Here is a 16,668-nt window from a genome sequence, read left to right as displayed (position 1 = left end):
GCGAACGCGCCGCCCGCTCCTTGCAGGACCACAAGAACCATCCTGGGAGCGGGCGGCGCGTTTTCGAGCGGTGTTACTGAGGGCTTGCCTCAGACTCGACCGTGATCTCGCCGGAGATGATGCCTGCCTTGATTTCCTCAAGCTCGGCCTGCATCTCGTCGGAGACTGCTTCCTCCTGATCGTGGAACGGGGCAAGTGCGACGCCGCCGTTCTCCAGGGTTCCGACGTAGGGTTCGGGGCTAAAGTTGCCGTCGACGTCAGCAGTTATGACCTGCTCGACCGACTCACCCATGGCCTTCATGACAGAGCTAAGAATGACCTCGTTACCGCTGTCGACGCTTTCGAATCCGTCCGAATCCACCCAGATCACCTTGTTGCTGCCGCCGTCTGCGTTTGCCTCCACAACCGCCTCTATGGTCCCCAGACCCACCGGTCCGGCCACCGGCATGATGATGTCGGCGCCCTCGTTGATGAAGTTCTCGGTGTTGGTCTTGCCTGCCGCCTGGTTGGAGAAGTCACCGATGAAGGTACCGGTTTGTGCTTCCTTGTCCCAGCCGAGGAGTTGGACGTCGGCGTCCTTCTGCTCGTTGTAGTAAGCAACACCTTCAGCGAAACCGTCCATGAAGATGGTCACCGTGGGGATCTGGATACCGCCGTAGGTGGCAACCTTGCCGGTCTCGGAGGTACCGGCGGCTAGGTAGCCCGCCATGAACGCTGCCTGCGCCGTGTCGTAGATGATCGGCTTGACGTTCGGAAGGTCGATCTGGTTGTCGTCAACGATCGCAAAGTTGGTGTCCGGGTTCGCCTCCGCCGCTTCACCGATGGTTGCCGAGAGCTTGAAACCGACGCCCACGATCATGTCGCAGCCAGCTGTGACCATCGAGTTCACGTTGGGTGTGTAGTCCGTGTCAGCCTGCGATTCGGCCTGACGAATTTCGATGCCAAGCGACTCCTGTGCCGCGAGAAGGCCCTCGTAGCTCGATTCGTTGAAGGAACGGTCGTCGAAACCGCCTTCGTCGGAAACGATGCAGCCTGTGTAGTCGATTGCCTCGGCAGCGGGATCGGATCCGCCACCTTCGGTCTCGGCCGGCGGCGCGCCGCAGCCGGCCAGGAGAAGGGCCGCAGCCCCCAGTGCTGCAACGGACATGCCGGTGCGGCGCTGAATCAAGCTCCGTGAATTCTTCAATGTTCCTCCGATAAGAAGTAAGCCCACGAACAAGAGATCAATGAGTGTCCGTCTGCACTGCCCTGAAGCGGGGATACAAGCTCTGTTTTCATTGATGTTCGTGGCGCCGGTCCCGCCTCAAATTCGGGACTCGATGATGAAGCTTACTCTAACGCGGAGTGACCGGGCACACTACCAAAGCGCCGCCCGGTTTCTACATTGTTCAAGTTTTGTTACCAACGGGTAGGTAGACCTATCCGGCGGCTGGAGCTTGCGCCGGCACCCTGCCCCACACCTCCGCAATGGAAGTGAGGGAATCAATGCGGGAGTCGACGTCGTAGGTTGTTCCGGTGATCATGAGTTCCTGGACTCCCGTGAGTTCCACCAGCTCCTCCAGGCGCGCGGTCACCTGCTGGACAGTCCCGACCGCCTTGATTGCGGGCAGGTGATCGAGCATCATTTGCTCCTGGTCCGTGAAGGTGCGTTCGGCGGCCTCCTGGGGCGGTACGATCGGCGCCGGCCGGCCGGAACGCAGCGACAGCGCCATCACCCTCGCCGGTCCCGCAAGGTATTCGGCTTCTTCCGCGGTGGCGGCCGTCAGCGCCGACGTGGCCAGCATTGCGTACGGCTCCGCGAGGGCGGGCGAGGGTTGGAAGTTGGAGCGGTAGAGGCGCATGACCGCGGCCGGGTCCTCATTGCCAAAGTGGTGGGCGTAGCTGTAGCGCAGGCCGAGCATCCCCGCCAGCTGCGCGGAGTAGCCGCTCGAGCCGAGCAGCCACACATCGGGGAAGGACGACGCCGCCGGCGTGGCCGCCAGCCGCATTCCACGGTCAGGCGTCCGGTTGTCACCCAGGAGCGCGAGGACTTCGAGGACGTGCTGGGGGAACTCTTCGACGCCGAGCCCGTCGGTCTGGCGGCGCAGGGCCATGGCTGTCATCTGGTCCGTACCCGGTGCCCGGCCGATGCCGAGGTCGATCCTGCCGGGGTGCAGTGCCTCCAGCAGCGCGAACTGCTCTGCGACCACGAAGGGCGCATGGTTCGGCAGCATGACGCCGCCTGACCCCAGCCGGATCTGCGACGTCTTTGCAGCGAGGTGGGCAATCAGCACCGAAGGGCTGGTGGAGGCAACGGAGGGCATGTTGTGGTGCTCGGCCACCCAGAAACGGGTCAGTCCCAGACCGTCTGCGGCCTGGGCAAGCCTCGTGCTGTCGGCAAGGGCATCGGAACTGGAACGACCGGATCCGACGGTAGCGAGGTCGAGGACGGACAGGGGCACGCGGGGACTGTTGGAGCTGCTCACGCTACGTGGCAACCGCAGCGGGCCCGTGTGAATTCCCGGGCCCGATTCCCGGGCTTGGCCGACTAGCGCCGAAGACTAGTGCCGGAGACCGAGGACTGCCCGCATGGCGGCAGCCGCCATGACGCGCACGCCGCAGCCGATCGCCTGCTCATCAGGCCGGTAATCCCCGCGGTGCAGATCATAGGTTTCGCCGCCCGGGGTGCGGGTACCAAGGCGCATCATGGCCCCTGGCACCTTCTGGGTCATCCAGGCGAAATCCTCCCCGCCCATTGACTGCGGGGTGAGGACCACTGAATCGGGGCCGAGTTCCGCGCGGGCGGCTGCCTCGATCAGCCCGGTCTCCGCCTCCGTGTTCACCACGGGCGGGACTCCCCTGGTGTGTTCGATCTTCACATCCACCCCGAACGGAGCAGCGAGTTGCCGCACGGTTTCATCCATGAGGTCGCCCGCCGCTTCCCAGGCCTCGCCGTCGAGGCACCGCATGGTGCCGGACATGAAGCCGTGCGCCGGGATGGCGTTGGGAGCGGAGCCGGCGTGCATCTGGCCCCACACCACTGAGACGGCGCTGCGCACATCGATACGCCGGGACAGGACGGCCGGGACATTGGCCGCGATATGCGCGAGGGCGAAGACGAGGTCCTCGGTGAGATGCGGCCGGGACGTGTGCCCGCCGCGTCCGCTGAGCTCCACGCGGACGGTATCCGACGCCGAGGTGATGGCGCCGATGCGGGTTCCCACCAGTCCGACGTCAATACGCGGATCGCAGTGCAGCGCAAGAATCCGGGGAACTTCGGAGAGGACTCCCTGGGCGATCACGTCCAGGGCTCCACCCGGCATGGTCTCTTCAGCGGGTTGAAAGATCACCCGCACCCGGCCGCCCAGCGGAGTTTCCGCGTCGATCTTCGCCAGCACCAACGCAACCCCCAGCATGACGGTGGTGTGGATGTCATGGCCGCACGAGTGGGCGATGCCCGTCGAGCCAGAGGCGTAGGGCAGCCCGGTCTCCTCAAGAATGGGCAGGGCGTCGATGTCTGCCCGCAGGCCGATCCGGATGTCACCTTCACCGATGTCCACGTACAGACCAGTTTCCTCGAGGCGTTGCGGCCTCAGTCCGGCCGCCTCCAGCCGCTCAACGAGCCGGTCAGTGGTGCGGTACTCCTTGTGGGACAGTTCCGGATGGTTGTGGAGATCGCGCCGAAACCCCGTCAGCTCATCCAGCATCGGAGCGGTCCACACACCGATGTGTGGGACTACGGGAGCTTCAGTGGAAGTTTTCTGCACTTCACCAGCGTAACGAACCTGCGGACAGCCGCTTCAACCCCGCGTCATTGAGCGACTCGCAGCTCCGTTGACCGCGACCATCCGAAGCGTGCAGTCAGAGGACGTCGACGTCACCGCTGGCGCGCAGCGACTCCACCGCCTTCTTCACTTCCTGCGCGTGTTCCTTGGTTGTCACCAGAAGTGCGTCGGGAGTGTCCACAATAACGACGTCGTCAATTCCGATCAGCGCGATCACACGCTTGGTATCCGACACCACAATTCCCGACGCGTTCTCAGAGAAGACACGTGCACCCTCTCCCATGACGGTGAGTTCGCTGTTCTCCATGGCCGGGTTGAGGCGGCCGATCGCGGCGAAGTCACCGACGTCATCCCAGCTGAAATTGCCGGGAATCATGGCTACATCTCCGGCCGCTGCAGCGGGTTCGGCAACGGCGTAATCGATCGCGATCTTCGGCAGGGTGGGCCAGACGCGGGCTGCAACTTCGTTGCGGGACCGGGTGTCCCACGCGGCGGCGATTTCCATGAGGCCGGCGTAGAGCACGGGCTCATTCGCTTCTAAGTGCTTGAGCATGAGCGCCACCGGAGCCACGAACATGCCCGCGTTCCAGCTGTACTTACCGCTGTCGATGTACTCCCGGGCAACTGCCACCGAGGGCTTCTCCACGAACTCGATCACCGAATGGGCACTCGGCGCCGCGTCGATCTTCAGCGGCTCTCCGGCCCGGATATAGCCGAACCCCGTGGATGGATGGGTAGGCAGGATCCCGATGGTCACGATGTAGCCCTCAGCAGCGGTATGGACGGCTTCGCGGACCGCTGCCTGGAAATCTTCGGCGGGCGCGATCACTGCGTCCGCTGCGAAGGAGCCCATAATGATTTCCGGATCCCGGTGATAGAGAATCGCCGCGGCCAGGCCGATCGCGGCGGCCGAATCCTTTGGCTCACTCTCCAGGACGAGGTCCGGGTCCTTCAGCTCCGGCAGCTGCGCGCGCACAGCCCTCCGGTGGGCCTTGCCCGTGACGACCATGATCCGCTTGCCGCTGAGCGGCTGCAGCCTCTCGTAGGTTGCACGGATCAGGGTGCTGCCGGAGCCGGTCAGGTCATGCAGGAATTTGGGTGCGGCCGCACGGGACAGCGGCCACAGCCGCGTGCCGGTTCCGCCTGCCGGGATTACACCGTGGAAGCGGTCCAGGGGGCTGTGCTCATGAGTACTCATCGCTCCCACATTAACCCAGCGGGAACACAGCGCTTCAACCGCCCCGCATATCACTTGTAACAACCCTCTGTTAACAAGGTCACAACGTAGGGCTGCCTAAATTGAACACCCCATCGGCCGGGCCTAGATTAGGCTTGTGGAAAGAGTGCTCTCGCGGGGCGACATTCCAGCGTTGAAGACGCGCTAACGCCCCTGCGACACAGGGAGGTTTTTCAGTGTCGAAGACACCAGCAGGCACCCTCTACCGCGGCCGCGAAGGCCAGTGGTCCTGGGTTGCGCATCGTATTACCGGCGTCGTGATCTTTTTCTTTCTACTCGTGCATGTGCTGGACACCTCTTTGGTGCGGGTTTCGCCCGAGGCCTATGACGCCGTTATCGAGTCGTACAAGAATCCCATCATGGGTCTCGGAGAACTGGGACTGGTAGGCGCCATTGTCTTCCACGCGTTCAATGGCCTCCGCGTTGTCCTGGTGGACTTCTGGAAGAAGGGCCCCCGGTACCAGCGCCAGATGCTGTGGGCCGTCGTCGGGCTCTGGGCAGTCACCATGATCGCCTTCTCCATCCGCCATCTCGCCGTTGTTTTCGGAGGTCACTAAGCCATGGCTGCTCCCGTCGTTGAATCTCCCCGTTCCGGACGCATTTCACCGCAGTACCGGCGCAGCGGCAGTTCCAAGGGAAACTTCGAGATGTTCGCATGGTTGTTCATGCGGCTCTCGGGTGTGGTCCTTGTGGTGCTGATCTTCGTCCACCTGTGGACCAGCCTCATCGCCGGAGACGGCATTGAGGGCGTTGACTTCGGCTTCGTCGCCGGCAAGTGGGCGGATCCGCTGTGGCAGGTCTGGGACCTCGTCATGCTCTGGCTCGCCATGCTCCACGGCACCAACGGTGTCCGCGTCATCATCAATGACTACGCGGAAAAGGACTCCACCCGGTTCTGGCTGAAGAACGTGCTGTACGTCTCCACGGTCGTCATCGTTGTGCTCGGCACCCTCGTGATCTTCACCTTCGATCCGTGCCCTGTGGTCAACGGAGTCCCGCACGTCGCCGACTACTGCCCGGCGCCGTAATTTTTCGGCCGCTGGTCGCCAAGGCACCAGGGCGGTCCGCTTCACCACCAGTTTCAACAGAAAGAGCACAGTATGCAGGTCCATAAGTACGACGTCGTTATTGTGGGCGCAGGTGGCGCCGGCATGCGCGCCGCGATTGAATCCGGCCAGCGCGCAAGGACGGCTGTACTGACCAAGCTCTACCCCACCCGTTCACACACGGGTGCGGCGCAGGGTGGCATGTGCGCCGCCCTCGCCAACGTCGAGGAAGACAACTGGGAATGGCACACCTTCGACACCGTGAAGGGCGGCGATTATCTGGTTGACCAGGACGCCGCTGAGGTCATGGCGAAGGAAGCAATCGACGCCGTGCTGGACCTCGAGAAGATGGGCCTGCCGTTCAACCGCACGCCCGAGGGCCGCATTGACCAGCGCCGCTTCGGAGGTCACACCCGGGACCACGGAAAGGCCCCTGTCCGGCGCTCCTGTTACGCCGCTGACCGCACGGGTCACATGATCCTGCAGACGCTGTACCAAAACTGCGTGAAGCACAACGTCGAGTTCTTCAATGAGTACTACGTACTCGACATGCTGACGGTGGACGAGGAGTTCACCGTAGACGGCGTAACACGCATCCGGAAGCGGGTTGCCGGCGTCGTCTCCTATGACCTCGCCACCGGTGAGCTGCACGTCTTCCAGGCCAAGTCGGTTGTCTTCGCGACCGGCGGTGTCGGCAAGGTCTACAAGACCACCTCCAACGCGCACACGCTGACCGGCGACGGCATGGGCATTGCCTTCCGCCGCGGTATCCCACTGGAGGACATGGAGTTCTTCCAGTTCCACCCCACCGGCCTGGCCGGGCTCGGGATCCTGCTCTCCGAGGCGGCCCGCGGCGAGGGCGCAATCCTTCGCAACTCCGAGGGTGAGCGTTTCATGGAGCGGTATGCTCCCACCATCAAGGACCTCGCACCCCGTGACATCGTGGCGCGTTCCATGGCCAACGAGGTGCGCGAGGGTCGCGGCGCCGGGCCCAACAAGGACTACGTCCTCCTGGACCTGACGCACCTCGAACCAGCGCACATCGACGCAAAGCTGCCGGACATCACGGAGTTTGCCCGTACCTACCTGGGCGTGGAACCGTACACCGAGCCGGTGCCCGTGTTCCCGACCGCGCACTATGCAATGGGCGGTATCCCCACCAACATCAAGGCTGAGGTTCTGCAGGACAATGACACCGTTGTCCCCGGCCTCTACGCCGCGGGTGAGGTTGCCTGCGTTTCCGTTCACGGCTCCAACCGCCTCGGGACCAACTCGCTGCTGGATATCAACGTCTTCGGCAAGCGTGCGGGAATCGCCGCGGCTGAGTACGCCGTCACAGCCGAGTTCGTTGAGATCCCGGACAACCCGCTGGTCGAGACCGAGCGTCTGCTGGACACCATGCGCAGCTCAGAGGGCGGCGAGCGCGTTGCCCAGATCCGCCAGGAACTGCAGGACATCATGGACGCCAACGTCCAGGTGTTCCGTACCGAACAGACCCTCAAGGAAGCCCTCGAGGTCATTGACAAACTTGAGGAGCGCTACACCCGCGTCACTGTCCAGGACAAGGGCAAGCGTTTCAACCTTGACCTGCTGGAAGCCGTTGAGCTCGGGTTCCTGCTGGATATGGCCAAGGTCATGACGGCAGCTGCCCTGCATCGCCAGGAATCCCGCGGCGGCCACTTCCGCGAGGACTACCCCGAGCGTGATGACAAGAACTTCATGACCCATTCCATGGCCTACAAGGATCCTTCCGCCACTGAAACCAGCGGGGTGCGCCTTGAGACCAAACCGGTAGTCTTCACCCGTTACCAGCCCATGGAGCGTAAGTACTGATGAGCACCGAAACAGTCGAAAAAGAACCGGCCTCGAAGGTTGACCTGGCACCCGGAGTAGGTGGCGGAGGTGAGATTCCAACCTTCGACATCACCCTCAAGGTGCGGCGTTACAACCCCGAGGTCTCTGATGACGCGCACTGGGACGAGTGGAAGCTCACCATGTACGGCACGGACCGCGTCCTGGATGCTTTGCACAAGGTGAAGTGGGAGCATGACGGCACCGTTTCGTTCCGCCGTTCCTGCGCGCACGGCGTCTGCGGTTCCGATGCCATGCGCATCAACGGCCGCAACAGGCTGGCGTGCAAAACCCTGCTGAAGGATTTGGACACCTCCAAGCCCATCCTGGTCGAACCGATCAAGGGCCTGCCGGTGGAGAAGGACCTCATTGTCGACATGGAACCGTTCTTCCAGTCGTACCGCGAGATCATGCCCTTCCTCATCAACCGCGGCCACGAGCCAACCCGGGAGCGCCTGCAGTCGTCGGAGGAGCGCGAGCGGTTCGATGACACCACCAAGTGCATCCTCTGCGCAGCGTGCACTTCATCCTGCCCGGTCTTCTGGACAGACGGCCAGTACTTCGGGCCGGCGGCCATCGTCAACGCACACCGCTTCATCTTTGACTCACGCGACGACGCCGGCGACATGCGCCTGGAGATCCTCAATGACAAGGAAGGTGTGTGGCGCTGCCGCACCACCTTCAACTGCACAGAGGCGTGCCCGCGCGGCATTCAGGTCACGCAGGCGATCGCCGAGGTCAAGCAGGCCATCCTGTCCCGCAAGGTCTAAAAGCGCTTCTACTGCGGACGAAACGGCGCGGCTACCGAAAGGTGGCCGCGCCGTCGTCGTTCCCGGAAGTTTTGCGCAGCTCAGGCGACTTCGACGCCGGCCAAGTCGCTTTAGGTGCCCGAAAGTTCCGAGGTTTTAGCCGCCGCCGCCCTGCTGCGCTGGCGCAGGGACCGTGCGCGGCCGCCGCGTGCGCGGGAGCGGGCGGACTGGGCATCTGCCGCACCGATGGCGCCCCAAGCCGTTGCCAGCAGGTAGACCTGGCTCAGCAGGAAGAACCAGACAAACAGCCCGATGATGACGGCGAAGGGAGCGAGCAGCGGGTTGCGGTCCACTCCGGCCAGCAGGAGGGTGCTGAAGGTCCGCAGGACGGTGCTGCCCACTCCCGCGATGAGGGCAGACTGAAACAGGACGGCCCGGGGCATCTGGATGGCGGAGGCCGAGTGGAACAGGATGACTGCGACGAGGGTATCCAGCAGGAGCGTGACCGTCGTGCCTGCGATTTGCGTCAACGGTTTGGCAGCACTATCCAGGCCCAGCCATTGAAGGACCAGATCCAGGACGGTATTGGCAATCAGCCCGACAGCGGTGGTGACGATGAGCGCCACCGCAAGCACAAGCAGAATCCCAAGGTCCTTGAGCTTGACCAGGATGGGATTCGCCTGGACCGCGGGCAGGTCGAAGATACCGCGCATCCCCTCGCGTACGCCCCCGATCCAGCGCAGCGACGTGAAGAGCATGACAACCGTTGAGATGAGCAGGGCGAGGCTGAGCCCGGACTCCAGGTCGAAGAGCTCTTCGGTTGTGGCGAACCCGGTGCTGCTGGTGCCCTCCCCGTCAGTGTCGATGAGCCCGGGTGTGGTTCGGTCCACTGCACGGACGATCATCTGTTGCAATTCGGTGTTCCCGGCGACTACCAGCCCTGCGATTGAGAAACCAACAACCAGTAATGCGGCAATGGCGAAAAACATGTTGTAGGCGATCCCTGCGGCCATGAGCGGACCGTGGCGACTGGTGTAGAGCTGGAAAGCCCGCATGGGACGGAAAGCGTTCAGCTTGGCCAGCAGATATTGGAAGGTGGCCAGAAGAACGGGTGCTCCCCCGCCCTTTTCCCGCCGGGCCCGGCCGAGATCGCGGCGGGCTTGCAGAACCTTCAGCTTGAGCTTCATCCGCTCCGTTGGGAACGGGTTATCAGGCGCCCGGTTTTTCGCCGGCGGTAGCGTTCTGGCCAAAAGCGAGCTCTTCCCGTAGTTTCCACACGCCCGTGACGTCGTGCTCGTACAGTCCCATGGTACGTACCGTAAAGGATGCCTCGAAGTCGTCGAGCTGCACCTCGGCCGAATCCATGTTGGCTTCGCTTACGTCATGGGCTACGGTGACGTGTGGGTGGAAGGGGTACTCGAGGTCGCGGGCGAGGGGCCCGGCCTGTAGCCGCCGGTGCAGGTCAACGCAGGAATCAAAACCCTCGGTGACATTGATGAAGACCACAGGGGTGAGCGGACGGAACGTGCCGGTGCTTTTCAGGGTGACCGTGAAGGAACTTTGCGCGGAGGCCACCTCACGCACGTGGGCGATGGTCGACGGCCAGTCCGCGGCCGGGGTGGTGGTGATCAGCGTGATGTGCGGTGGGACGAGAGCAGCCATCGGATCGCCGAAGGAGGCCCGCCAGCGTTCGAGCTCGCCTGCAATGGGCTCCGGAAGGGCGATGACCACTCCCACGAGCTTGCCCTCCACAGCACGCCGGCCCACTACGTAGGTCGGTTGGTGCTGCTCGGTGTCGCTGAGGGGGTGGCTCATGATCCTAGAAGGCACCCGCCGGTCCGCGTCCGCGCGCAGGGAGGAAACCTACTTTGGAGAACACATCTGCCAGCGTAACCGACGCAATTTCCCGCGCCTTTTCCTCGCCTACCGCGAGCAGCCGGTCAAGCTCGCCCGGATCGCCGAGCAGCTCCAGCGCGCGTGCCCGCACAGGCTCAAGGCGATCAACCACCACGTCCGCAAGCTCCACCTTCAGGTGACCGTACATCCGGCCCTCAAAATGCCCGACGACGTCCTCCAGGCTCTTCCCCGTCATCAGTGAATAGATGGAGAGCAGGTTGGAGACGCCCGGCTTCTCCTCGCGATCGAAGCGAATTTCCGTGCCGTCATCCGTCACTGCCGATTTAATGCGCTTGGCGGTGACTTTCGGTTCATCCATGATGTTGATCAGTCCCGCCGCGGAGCTTGCGGACTTGGACATCTTGGCGGTCGGATTCTGCAGGTCATAAATTTTGGCCGACTCCTTCTGGATGAACGGCTTGGGAACCACGAACGTCTCTCCGAATCGCGTATTGAAGCGCTGCGCGAGGTCCCGGCTCAACTCAATATGCTGGCGCTGGTCCTCACCGACGGGAACGCCTTCCGGCTGGTACAGCAGGATGTCCGCGGCCTGCAGGATGGGGTAGGTGAACAGGCCTACCGACGTGGAATCGGTGCCCTGCTTGAGCGACTTGTCCTTGAACTGGGTCATGCGGGAGGCCTCGCCGAACCCGGTAATGCAGTTCAGCACCCAGGCCAGCTGCGCGTGTTCAGGCACGTGTGACTGCACGAAGAGCGTGCACTTGTCCACATCCACACCGCCGGCAATGTACTGCGCGGCGGTCAACCTGGTGCGTTCAGCGAGCTCCGCCGGATCCTGCGGCACGGTAATGGCGTGGAGGTCGGGAATGAAGTAGATCGCGTCATAGGAGTCCTGCATCCGAACCCACTGCACGAGGGCTCCGAGGTAGTTGCCCAGGTGGAGGGAACTGCCCGAGGGCTGCATACCGGACAGAACCCGCTGACGTGTCGCTGTGGAGGAGGTCATATCAGTCCTGTGGTTGTAAGAGCTTGTAGTCGACGACGAGCGGCGCGTGATCCGAAAAGCGCGCTTCCCAGGAGTGGGCTCGATCGACGACGGCGGTGGTGGCGGCTGTTGCCAGTTCAGGGGTGGCGAGGTGGTAGTCGATGCGCCAGCCGGCGTCGTTGTCGAAAGCCTTGCCGCGCCAGGACCACCAGGTGTAGGGGCCGTCAACGTCCCCGGCAAGGTCACGGTGGACATCAACCCAGCCCACCGCATCGCTGAAGAAATGATCGAAGTAGGCGCGTTCCTCCGGCAGGAAGCCTGCCTTCTTCAGGTTGCCCTTCCAGTTCCGGATATCCCGGGTGGTGTGTCCGACGTTGAGGTCTCCCACCACCAGGGCGTGGTCGCGGGTGCCGCGCAGCTCGGTGAGCCGCGCCGACATCAGGTCGAGGAACCGGTACTTGTCCTGCTGCTGCGGCGAGTCCGCCTCCCCTGAGTGCACGTAGGCGCTGACCACGCTGAGGGTGGTTCCGTCCAGGTCGAAATCAGCTTCCACCCAGCGACCAGCGGAGGCGAAGTACTCGTCACCGATGTGCTCGCGGGTCTCCGTGGGCTCCAGACGGGAAGCGACGGCGACGCCGGCACGGCCCTTGGCCGCGGCCTCAGAGTGCAGAATGTGCCAGGAGTCCCCAAGGAGCTCCCGCACCACCTTGTCCGGTGCACGAACCTCCTGGAGGCACAGGATGTCGATGTCCCTGTCCTCAAGCCACTCCTGCATTCCCCGCCGGTATGCTGCGCGGATTCCGTTTACGTTCACGGTGGCAATACGAAGGGCTTCTGGGTGCTTGCTGCTTATCAGGGTTTGTGCCGAACTCACCCGATCAACCTTACCGGAGCGCTAGTCGACGACAGTGCCCTCAACCGGACCGTCGTCGTCGTTTTTCATCATGCTGCGGGCATTGTGGGAAGTGATCTCGATGGTTTCCAGCGCACGGTCCACCATGCCCTGGTCCGTGCCGAGATGATCGCGGATCACGCGGGCCTGGACCTGGACGATCTTGAAGCTGTGATCGAGCTTCTGATCCCGCATTGCGGCGCTTGTACCGGCCGGGCCTCCGCCCGCCATGCCCCCGCCGGCGGCCCTGTTGAACTCGTCGATCCGGGCGCTCGCCTTGCGTGCGGCAGAGCGCACCGTAAACACCACGAAGCTGAAAATCAGCAGCCACCCAAGGGAGATGATGACCACCAGCCAGCCAACGACGTCGTTCTCATTGGCTGCGAAGACCACAGCCACCAAAAACACCACCAACATGATGGCCATTCCTACGCCGCCCATACGCAGGCTCAGTCCCTTGCCCGCGGTTTTTCCAGAGGTTCCCAGTGGTTGCATGCCTCTATTGTCGCAAACCGGCAGCGCGGGCAAGGTTGCTTCCACCACCGGCGAAAAGACGGTTCGAGCATCCGAAGAAGGCGCGGGGGAAATTTAATTCAGATCACACCCATCCGTGATGCAACCCACGCCGAACTAAGGTCATGCGCATCCTTTCCGGTGCGCGTCCCATTCGCACCATGGAGGAATCATGAACAAGAAAGCTCTTTTCGCAGTCCCGACCCTCGCTATGGGTCTGCTCGCAATGGGCGGCGCACCCGCCATGGCTGACAACCATGTGGAGTCATACTCCTCGACCCTCGGCCAACTGAACGGCACCACCGGAACCGGCACCATCACGGTCGATGTCGAAGGAACCCAGGCAACTGTCAACCTTCAGGTGTCCGGCTTGGCTGAGACCTTCATGGACGGACCTTACCCGCACGTCCAGCACATCCACGGTGGAGCGGAGGGCACTTGCCCGACGCCCGCTGCTGACACGGACGGCGACGGCCTCGTCAGCGTGACCGAGGGCGCTCCGTTCTACGGCGGAATCGTCACCACGCTGTCCACCAGCGGCGATACCAGCCCTGCTGCCGGTCTTGACCTGGCACTCGGCGGACAGGGCGGTTCCTACACCATTTCCCGCACGTTCGAACTGAACCAGGAAACCCAGGACGCGCTTGACGCCGGCACCGCCGTCGTTGTTGTCCACGGTCTCGATCCCGCCACCGCAGGCGTCAGCGAAGAGGTCTTCAGCGCACCGAGCGACCTGAACCCGGACCTCCCGATCGGCGCAACCTCGCCTGCTCTGTGTGGCACTCTGGTTGCTTCACAGATGGGGGCAATGCCTGAGGGTGGCGCTGACACCGGCGTTGCTCAGGAGACCGGCTCCAACCTGGGCATGATCGCCCTCGGTGGCGGCCTGGTTCTGGCAGCAGCAGCCGGCGGCACCTACGCTGTCCGTCGCTCAACCACCAAGTAAAGGACTGATCTGATCTCATGATCAGCTCCAACTCCGGCCGCCGCAGAAGCTTTGCAGTTTCTGCGGCGGCCGCCCTTTTGATACTCACCGGTTGCGGCACAGGCACCGGCAGCGAGGGTGCTCAGGCCCCAACGACGACGACGGCGCCGGCTACCTCCGTGCCGGCAACAACGGCCCCTTCCGCGAGCCCCGAAACGTCCCCCTCCGCGGAGCCTTCCCAGACGCCCGCCCTTCCGCCGGTGCTGGAAGCTTCCGAACCGGTCTCCTTCTCGATACCCACCATCGAAGCGGGTTCCGAACTGCTCTCGCTTGGACTACGGGAAAACGGGTCCCTGGAAGTGCCGCCGGACGGACCCGGAGCACCAGCCAGTTGGTACAACCAGTCCCCCACGCCCGGCGAGCGCGGACCGGCTGTCTTGCTGGGCCATGTCAACGCCACCGGCGGCGGCCCCGGCGTCTTTGCGGACCTCAGGGCGCTGAAGGCCGGCGACCTCATCGAGGTCAAGCGCAAGGATGGGTCCACCGCCACTTTCGCAGTGACCAAGGGCGAGCAGTACCCGAAGGACAACTTCCCGACCCAGAAGGTGTATGGGAACACCGAGGGCGCCGAGCTCCGGCTCATCACCTGCGACGGCTATGATCCGGAAACCGGGCTCTTCGACGACAACTACGTTGTGTACGCCGAACTGGTCACCTGAGGGTCCGTTAGCAAGCCGTGCCTACCAGCACACGAGGCAGAACGGATGGCCTGCCGGGTCCAGATAGACCCGGTAGGTGCCCGTCCCCGACTCCAGGCTGGTAGCCCCTAGCGCGAGCACCTTCTGCTCCGCGACGTCGAGGTCTTCCACCCGGATATCGAGATGCACCTGCTGCGGGATCTCCTGGCCCGGCCACCTCGGCGGCATGTATCCCTCAACCTGCTGGAAGGCCAGTGCCGGACGGTCCGGGGCATCACCGATGGTGATCCACCCGTTGTCATCATGCTGGACGCGGATCATGCCCAACAGGTCCTCGTAGAAGGACGCCAGCTGGTCCGTGTTTGAGCAGTCGAAGACGGTTGCGTGCCATTTCCCAATCATGGTCCCAGTATCTGCCGTCTCCACCGCGAATGGTAGGCAATCGCGGACACCTTCCGTCCTTACGCGTTCCTACTTCAGAAACAGCTTCCGGAGGCGAGTGGTGGTCAGGATCATCCCCACGAGGATCATCACCACGTAATAGGTGATATGGACCGCCGTTGCAGGGGTGAAGATGCCAATACTGAGTTGACGCAGCAGTTCAACGCCGTGCCAGAGCGGCAGAGCCTGGATGAACCACTGGATGCCCTGCGGGTAAACACTCAATGGATAGAACGTCGCCGAGAACAGGAACATCGGCAGCATCACGAAATTGATCCAATCCATCTGCTGGAAGGTCTTCATGTAGCTGGTGATGCCCATGCCGAACGAGGCGAAGCCAAAAGCGATCAGCACGGACGCCGGAACCATGAGCAGGGCCCACGGCGTGGTGATCAGCCCCATCAGGCCCATCACCGCGGTGAAGCCCGTGGCGTACAGGGCGCCCCGCAGGAGGGCGAGGAAGATTTCACCGATCGCCACATCCAGCGGCCCCAGCGAGGTGTACAGCATGCCCTGGTAAAGCTTCGCGAAATTCATCTTGAAGAACACGTTCCAGGTGGAGTCGTACACCGCGCCGTTCATTGCGGAGACCGCAAGGAGCGCCGGCGCTATGTAGGCGGCGTAGCTGATTTCCTCTCCGCCGGGCCCGACGACGGTGCCCACCAGTGCGCCCAGGCCCACCCCCATGGAGATGAGGTAGAGCACCGGCTCAAAGAACCCGGACACCATGATCAGCCAGTTGCTGCTCTTGGTGGCCATGAGTCCGCGCGCGATCACTGCTTTGGCATTGCGTGCGTACAGCGCACTGAACGGGCGGTCCTTGACCTGGACCCGGTAGTCCTCTTCAGTGAGAATGTTGCTCACTTGCCCAGCCTCCGTTCATACATGCGGCGGGCCAGGACCCAGCCGAGCAGTGCCAGCGCCACCAGATAGAGGATGTGGATTGCCGAGAGCCAGAGCGGCTCGTCATACCCGTAGGTCAGCACCCGTCCCAGTTCCGTACCGTGCCACAGCGGGGAGATCCACCCGATCCAGCGTAGGAAGATGGGCAGCGTTTCGAGCGGGAAGAAGGTGCCGGAAAACAGGAACAACGGAGTCACGATGAAGCGCATGACCAGCGCGAACTGGCCCTTGTCCTCGGTGACGCTGGCCGAGTACGCCATGAGCGGGAGCCCGAACGAAAGCCCGCAGACAACGGCGACGATGATTGCCACCGACCCCCAGGCAGATGGCGATGCACCGAAGGCGGCAACGATCGCGAAGTAGATCGCGGACATCAGGAAGAGCCTCAGTGAGATCGCGATGATGTATCCGTTGACGATCTGGTGCACGGCCAGCGGCGAGGCATGCGGACCGTAGTAGACGCGCCGCCACTTGAAGCCGTCCATGACGGGATAGGTGAACTCCGTGGCGGCCGTCATGATCGTGGCGGAGGACAGGAGCGCCGGCGCAATGAACGCAAGATAGCTAACGCCGCCGAAAGCGCTCTCGGCGCTGTTGCTGTCCACGAGCGTGGCGAGGCCGACTCCCATTGCGAAGAGATACATCACGGGATTGCCCACGCTGTAGGCGAGCAGCGTCCAGCGGTAGCCGTTCATCACCTTAAGGGCGTGTTCGGCGTAATACCAGGAGCCGAACTTCCGGGCGCGTTCCGCCGCGACCATCGGGGAATGGGCAGCGCGGACGGCCTGCTCATTCTTCGTATTTCCC

The 16,668-nt window shown here is 63.2% G+C and carries 18 protein-coding genes; 6 read left to right on the top strand and 12 right to left on the bottom strand.

Annotated elements, in window-relative coordinates; all coding sequences use genetic code 11:
* Positions 1–73: 73 nt before the first annotated feature.
* The 4 genes from ACZ2GY_RS04325 to ACZ2GY_RS04310 all read right to left on the bottom strand — a co-directional run bounded on the left by ACZ2GY_RS04325 (position 74) and on the right by ACZ2GY_RS04310 (position 4,962).
* Positions 74–1,147, bottom strand: a complete 1,074-nt coding sequence (locus tag ACZ2GY_RS04325; protein ID WP_471673542.1) for a BMP family lipoprotein — start codon at positions 1,145–1,147, stop codon at positions 74–76.
* A 271-nt stretch (positions 1,148–1,418) separates the two neighbouring features.
* The gene (locus tag ACZ2GY_RS04320) at positions 1,419–2,465 is read right to left on the bottom strand and encodes an LLM class flavin-dependent oxidoreductase (protein WP_471673106.1); all 1,047 of its coding nucleotides are present in this window, start codon (positions 2,463–2,465) and stop codon (positions 1,419–1,421) included.
* A gap of 75 nt (positions 2,466–2,540) precedes the next feature.
* A complete protein-coding gene (locus ACZ2GY_RS04315) occupies positions 2,541–3,686 on the bottom strand; it encodes an amidohydrolase (protein WP_277358229.1) in 1,146 nt (381 codons plus the stop codon).
* Positions 3,687–3,840: 154 nt separating this feature from the next.
* Positions 3,841–4,962 (bottom strand): mannose-1-phosphate guanylyltransferase, encoded by a 1,122-nt coding sequence (locus ACZ2GY_RS04310; RefSeq protein ID WP_277358182.1) that lies wholly within the window; start codon positions 4,960–4,962, stop codon positions 3,841–3,843.
* A gap of 215 nt (positions 4,963–5,177) precedes the next feature.
* Here ACZ2GY_RS04310 and sdhC point away from each other — a divergent pair, with 215 nt between their 5' ends.
* The 4 genes from sdhC (at position 5,178) to ACZ2GY_RS04290 (ending at position 8,668) form a co-directional block, all read left to right on the top strand.
* Positions 5,178–5,558, top strand: a complete 381-nt coding sequence (gene sdhC, locus ACZ2GY_RS04305; protein ID WP_056548914.1) for a succinate dehydrogenase, cytochrome b556 subunit — start codon at positions 5,178–5,180, stop codon at positions 5,556–5,558.
* A gap of 3 nt (positions 5,559–5,561) precedes the next feature.
* Complete coding sequence (locus ACZ2GY_RS04300) at positions 5,562–6,029, top strand: succinate dehydrogenase hydrophobic membrane anchor subunit (protein ID WP_277358183.1); 468 nt, start codon at positions 5,562–5,564, stop codon at positions 6,027–6,029.
* Between the two features lie 72 nt (positions 6,030–6,101).
* Positions 6,102–7,880 (top strand): succinate dehydrogenase flavoprotein subunit, encoded by a 1,779-nt coding sequence (gene sdhA, locus ACZ2GY_RS04295; RefSeq protein ID WP_471673105.1) that lies wholly within the window; start codon positions 6,102–6,104, stop codon positions 7,878–7,880.
* Complete coding sequence (locus ACZ2GY_RS04290; RefSeq protein ID WP_056548921.1) at positions 7,880–8,668, top strand: succinate dehydrogenase iron-sulfur subunit; 789 nt, start codon at positions 7,880–7,882, stop codon at positions 8,666–8,668. Before sdhA ends, ACZ2GY_RS04290 begins: the two co-directional genes overlap by 1 nt.
* Before the next feature lie 110 nt (positions 8,669–8,778).
* Here the strand turns inward: ACZ2GY_RS04290 and ACZ2GY_RS04285 are convergent, their stop codons facing one another.
* Genes ACZ2GY_RS04285 through ACZ2GY_RS04265 form a run of 5 tightly spaced genes read right to left on the bottom strand, consistent with a single transcriptional unit; the run spans position 8,779 to position 12,876 of the window.
* Positions 8,779–9,834 carry a YihY/virulence factor BrkB family protein gene (locus tag ACZ2GY_RS04285; protein ID WP_346028477.1) on the bottom strand — a complete coding sequence of 352 codons (1,056 nt, stop codon included), beginning with the start codon at positions 9,832–9,834 and terminating at the stop codon, positions 8,779–8,781.
* A gap of 22 nt (positions 9,835–9,856) precedes the next feature.
* Positions 9,857–10,462, bottom strand: a complete 606-nt coding sequence (locus ACZ2GY_RS04280; protein WP_277358185.1) for a 2'-5' RNA ligase family protein — start codon at positions 10,460–10,462, stop codon at positions 9,857–9,859.
* A gap of 4 nt (positions 10,463–10,466) precedes the next feature.
* On the bottom strand, positions 10,467–11,510 hold the full coding sequence (gene trpS / locus ACZ2GY_RS04275) for a tryptophan--tRNA ligase (RefSeq protein ID WP_277358186.1): 1,044 nt from the start codon (positions 11,508–11,510) through the stop codon (positions 10,467–10,469).
* A gap of 1 nt (position 11,511) precedes the next feature.
* Entirely contained in the window at positions 11,512–12,363 is an 852-nt protein-coding gene (locus tag ACZ2GY_RS04270; protein WP_277358187.1) for an exodeoxyribonuclease III, read from the bottom strand.
* Positions 12,364–12,384: 21 nt separating this feature from the next.
* Complete coding sequence (locus tag ACZ2GY_RS04265; RefSeq protein WP_277358188.1) at positions 12,385–12,876, bottom strand: hypothetical protein; 492 nt, start codon at positions 12,874–12,876, stop codon at positions 12,385–12,387.
* A 190-nt stretch (positions 12,877–13,066) separates the two neighbouring features.
* Between ACZ2GY_RS04265 and ACZ2GY_RS04260 the strand changes: the two genes are divergently transcribed.
* Positions 13,067–13,840: a hypothetical protein gene (locus ACZ2GY_RS04260; protein WP_471673104.1), complete on the top strand. Its 774-nt coding sequence runs from the start codon at positions 13,067–13,069 to the stop codon at positions 13,838–13,840.
* Positions 13,841–13,857: 17 nt separating this feature from the next.
* Complete coding sequence (locus ACZ2GY_RS04255) at positions 13,858–14,538, top strand: class F sortase (RefSeq protein ID WP_471673103.1); 681 nt, start codon at positions 13,858–13,860, stop codon at positions 14,536–14,538.
* A 21-nt stretch (positions 14,539–14,559) separates the two neighbouring features.
* Here ACZ2GY_RS04255 and ACZ2GY_RS04250 read toward each other — a convergent pair whose 3' ends face one another.
* The 3 genes from ACZ2GY_RS04250 to ACZ2GY_RS04240 form a co-directional block, all read right to left on the bottom strand.
* Positions 14,560–14,919, bottom strand: coding sequence for a VOC family protein (locus ACZ2GY_RS04250; RefSeq protein ID WP_056549309.1), 360 nt, complete (start codon positions 14,917–14,919; stop codon positions 14,560–14,562).
* 69 nt (positions 14,920–14,988) lie between these two features.
* Entirely contained in the window at positions 14,989–15,813 is an 825-nt protein-coding gene (locus tag ACZ2GY_RS04245; protein ID WP_471673541.1) for an ABC transporter permease, read from the bottom strand.
* Positions 15,814–15,818: 5 nt separating this feature from the next.
* Positions 15,819–16,622, bottom strand: a complete 804-nt coding sequence (locus ACZ2GY_RS04240; protein WP_056549313.1) for an ABC transporter permease — start codon at positions 16,620–16,622, stop codon at positions 15,819–15,821.
* Between the last annotated feature and the right edge of the window lie 46 nt (positions 16,623–16,668).

It is taken from the genome of Arthrobacter sp. KKT183 (assembly GCF_055657625.1).
The sequence above is the reverse complement of the archived record's forward strand: the minus strand, read 5'-3'. Positions and strand labels throughout refer to the sequence as shown.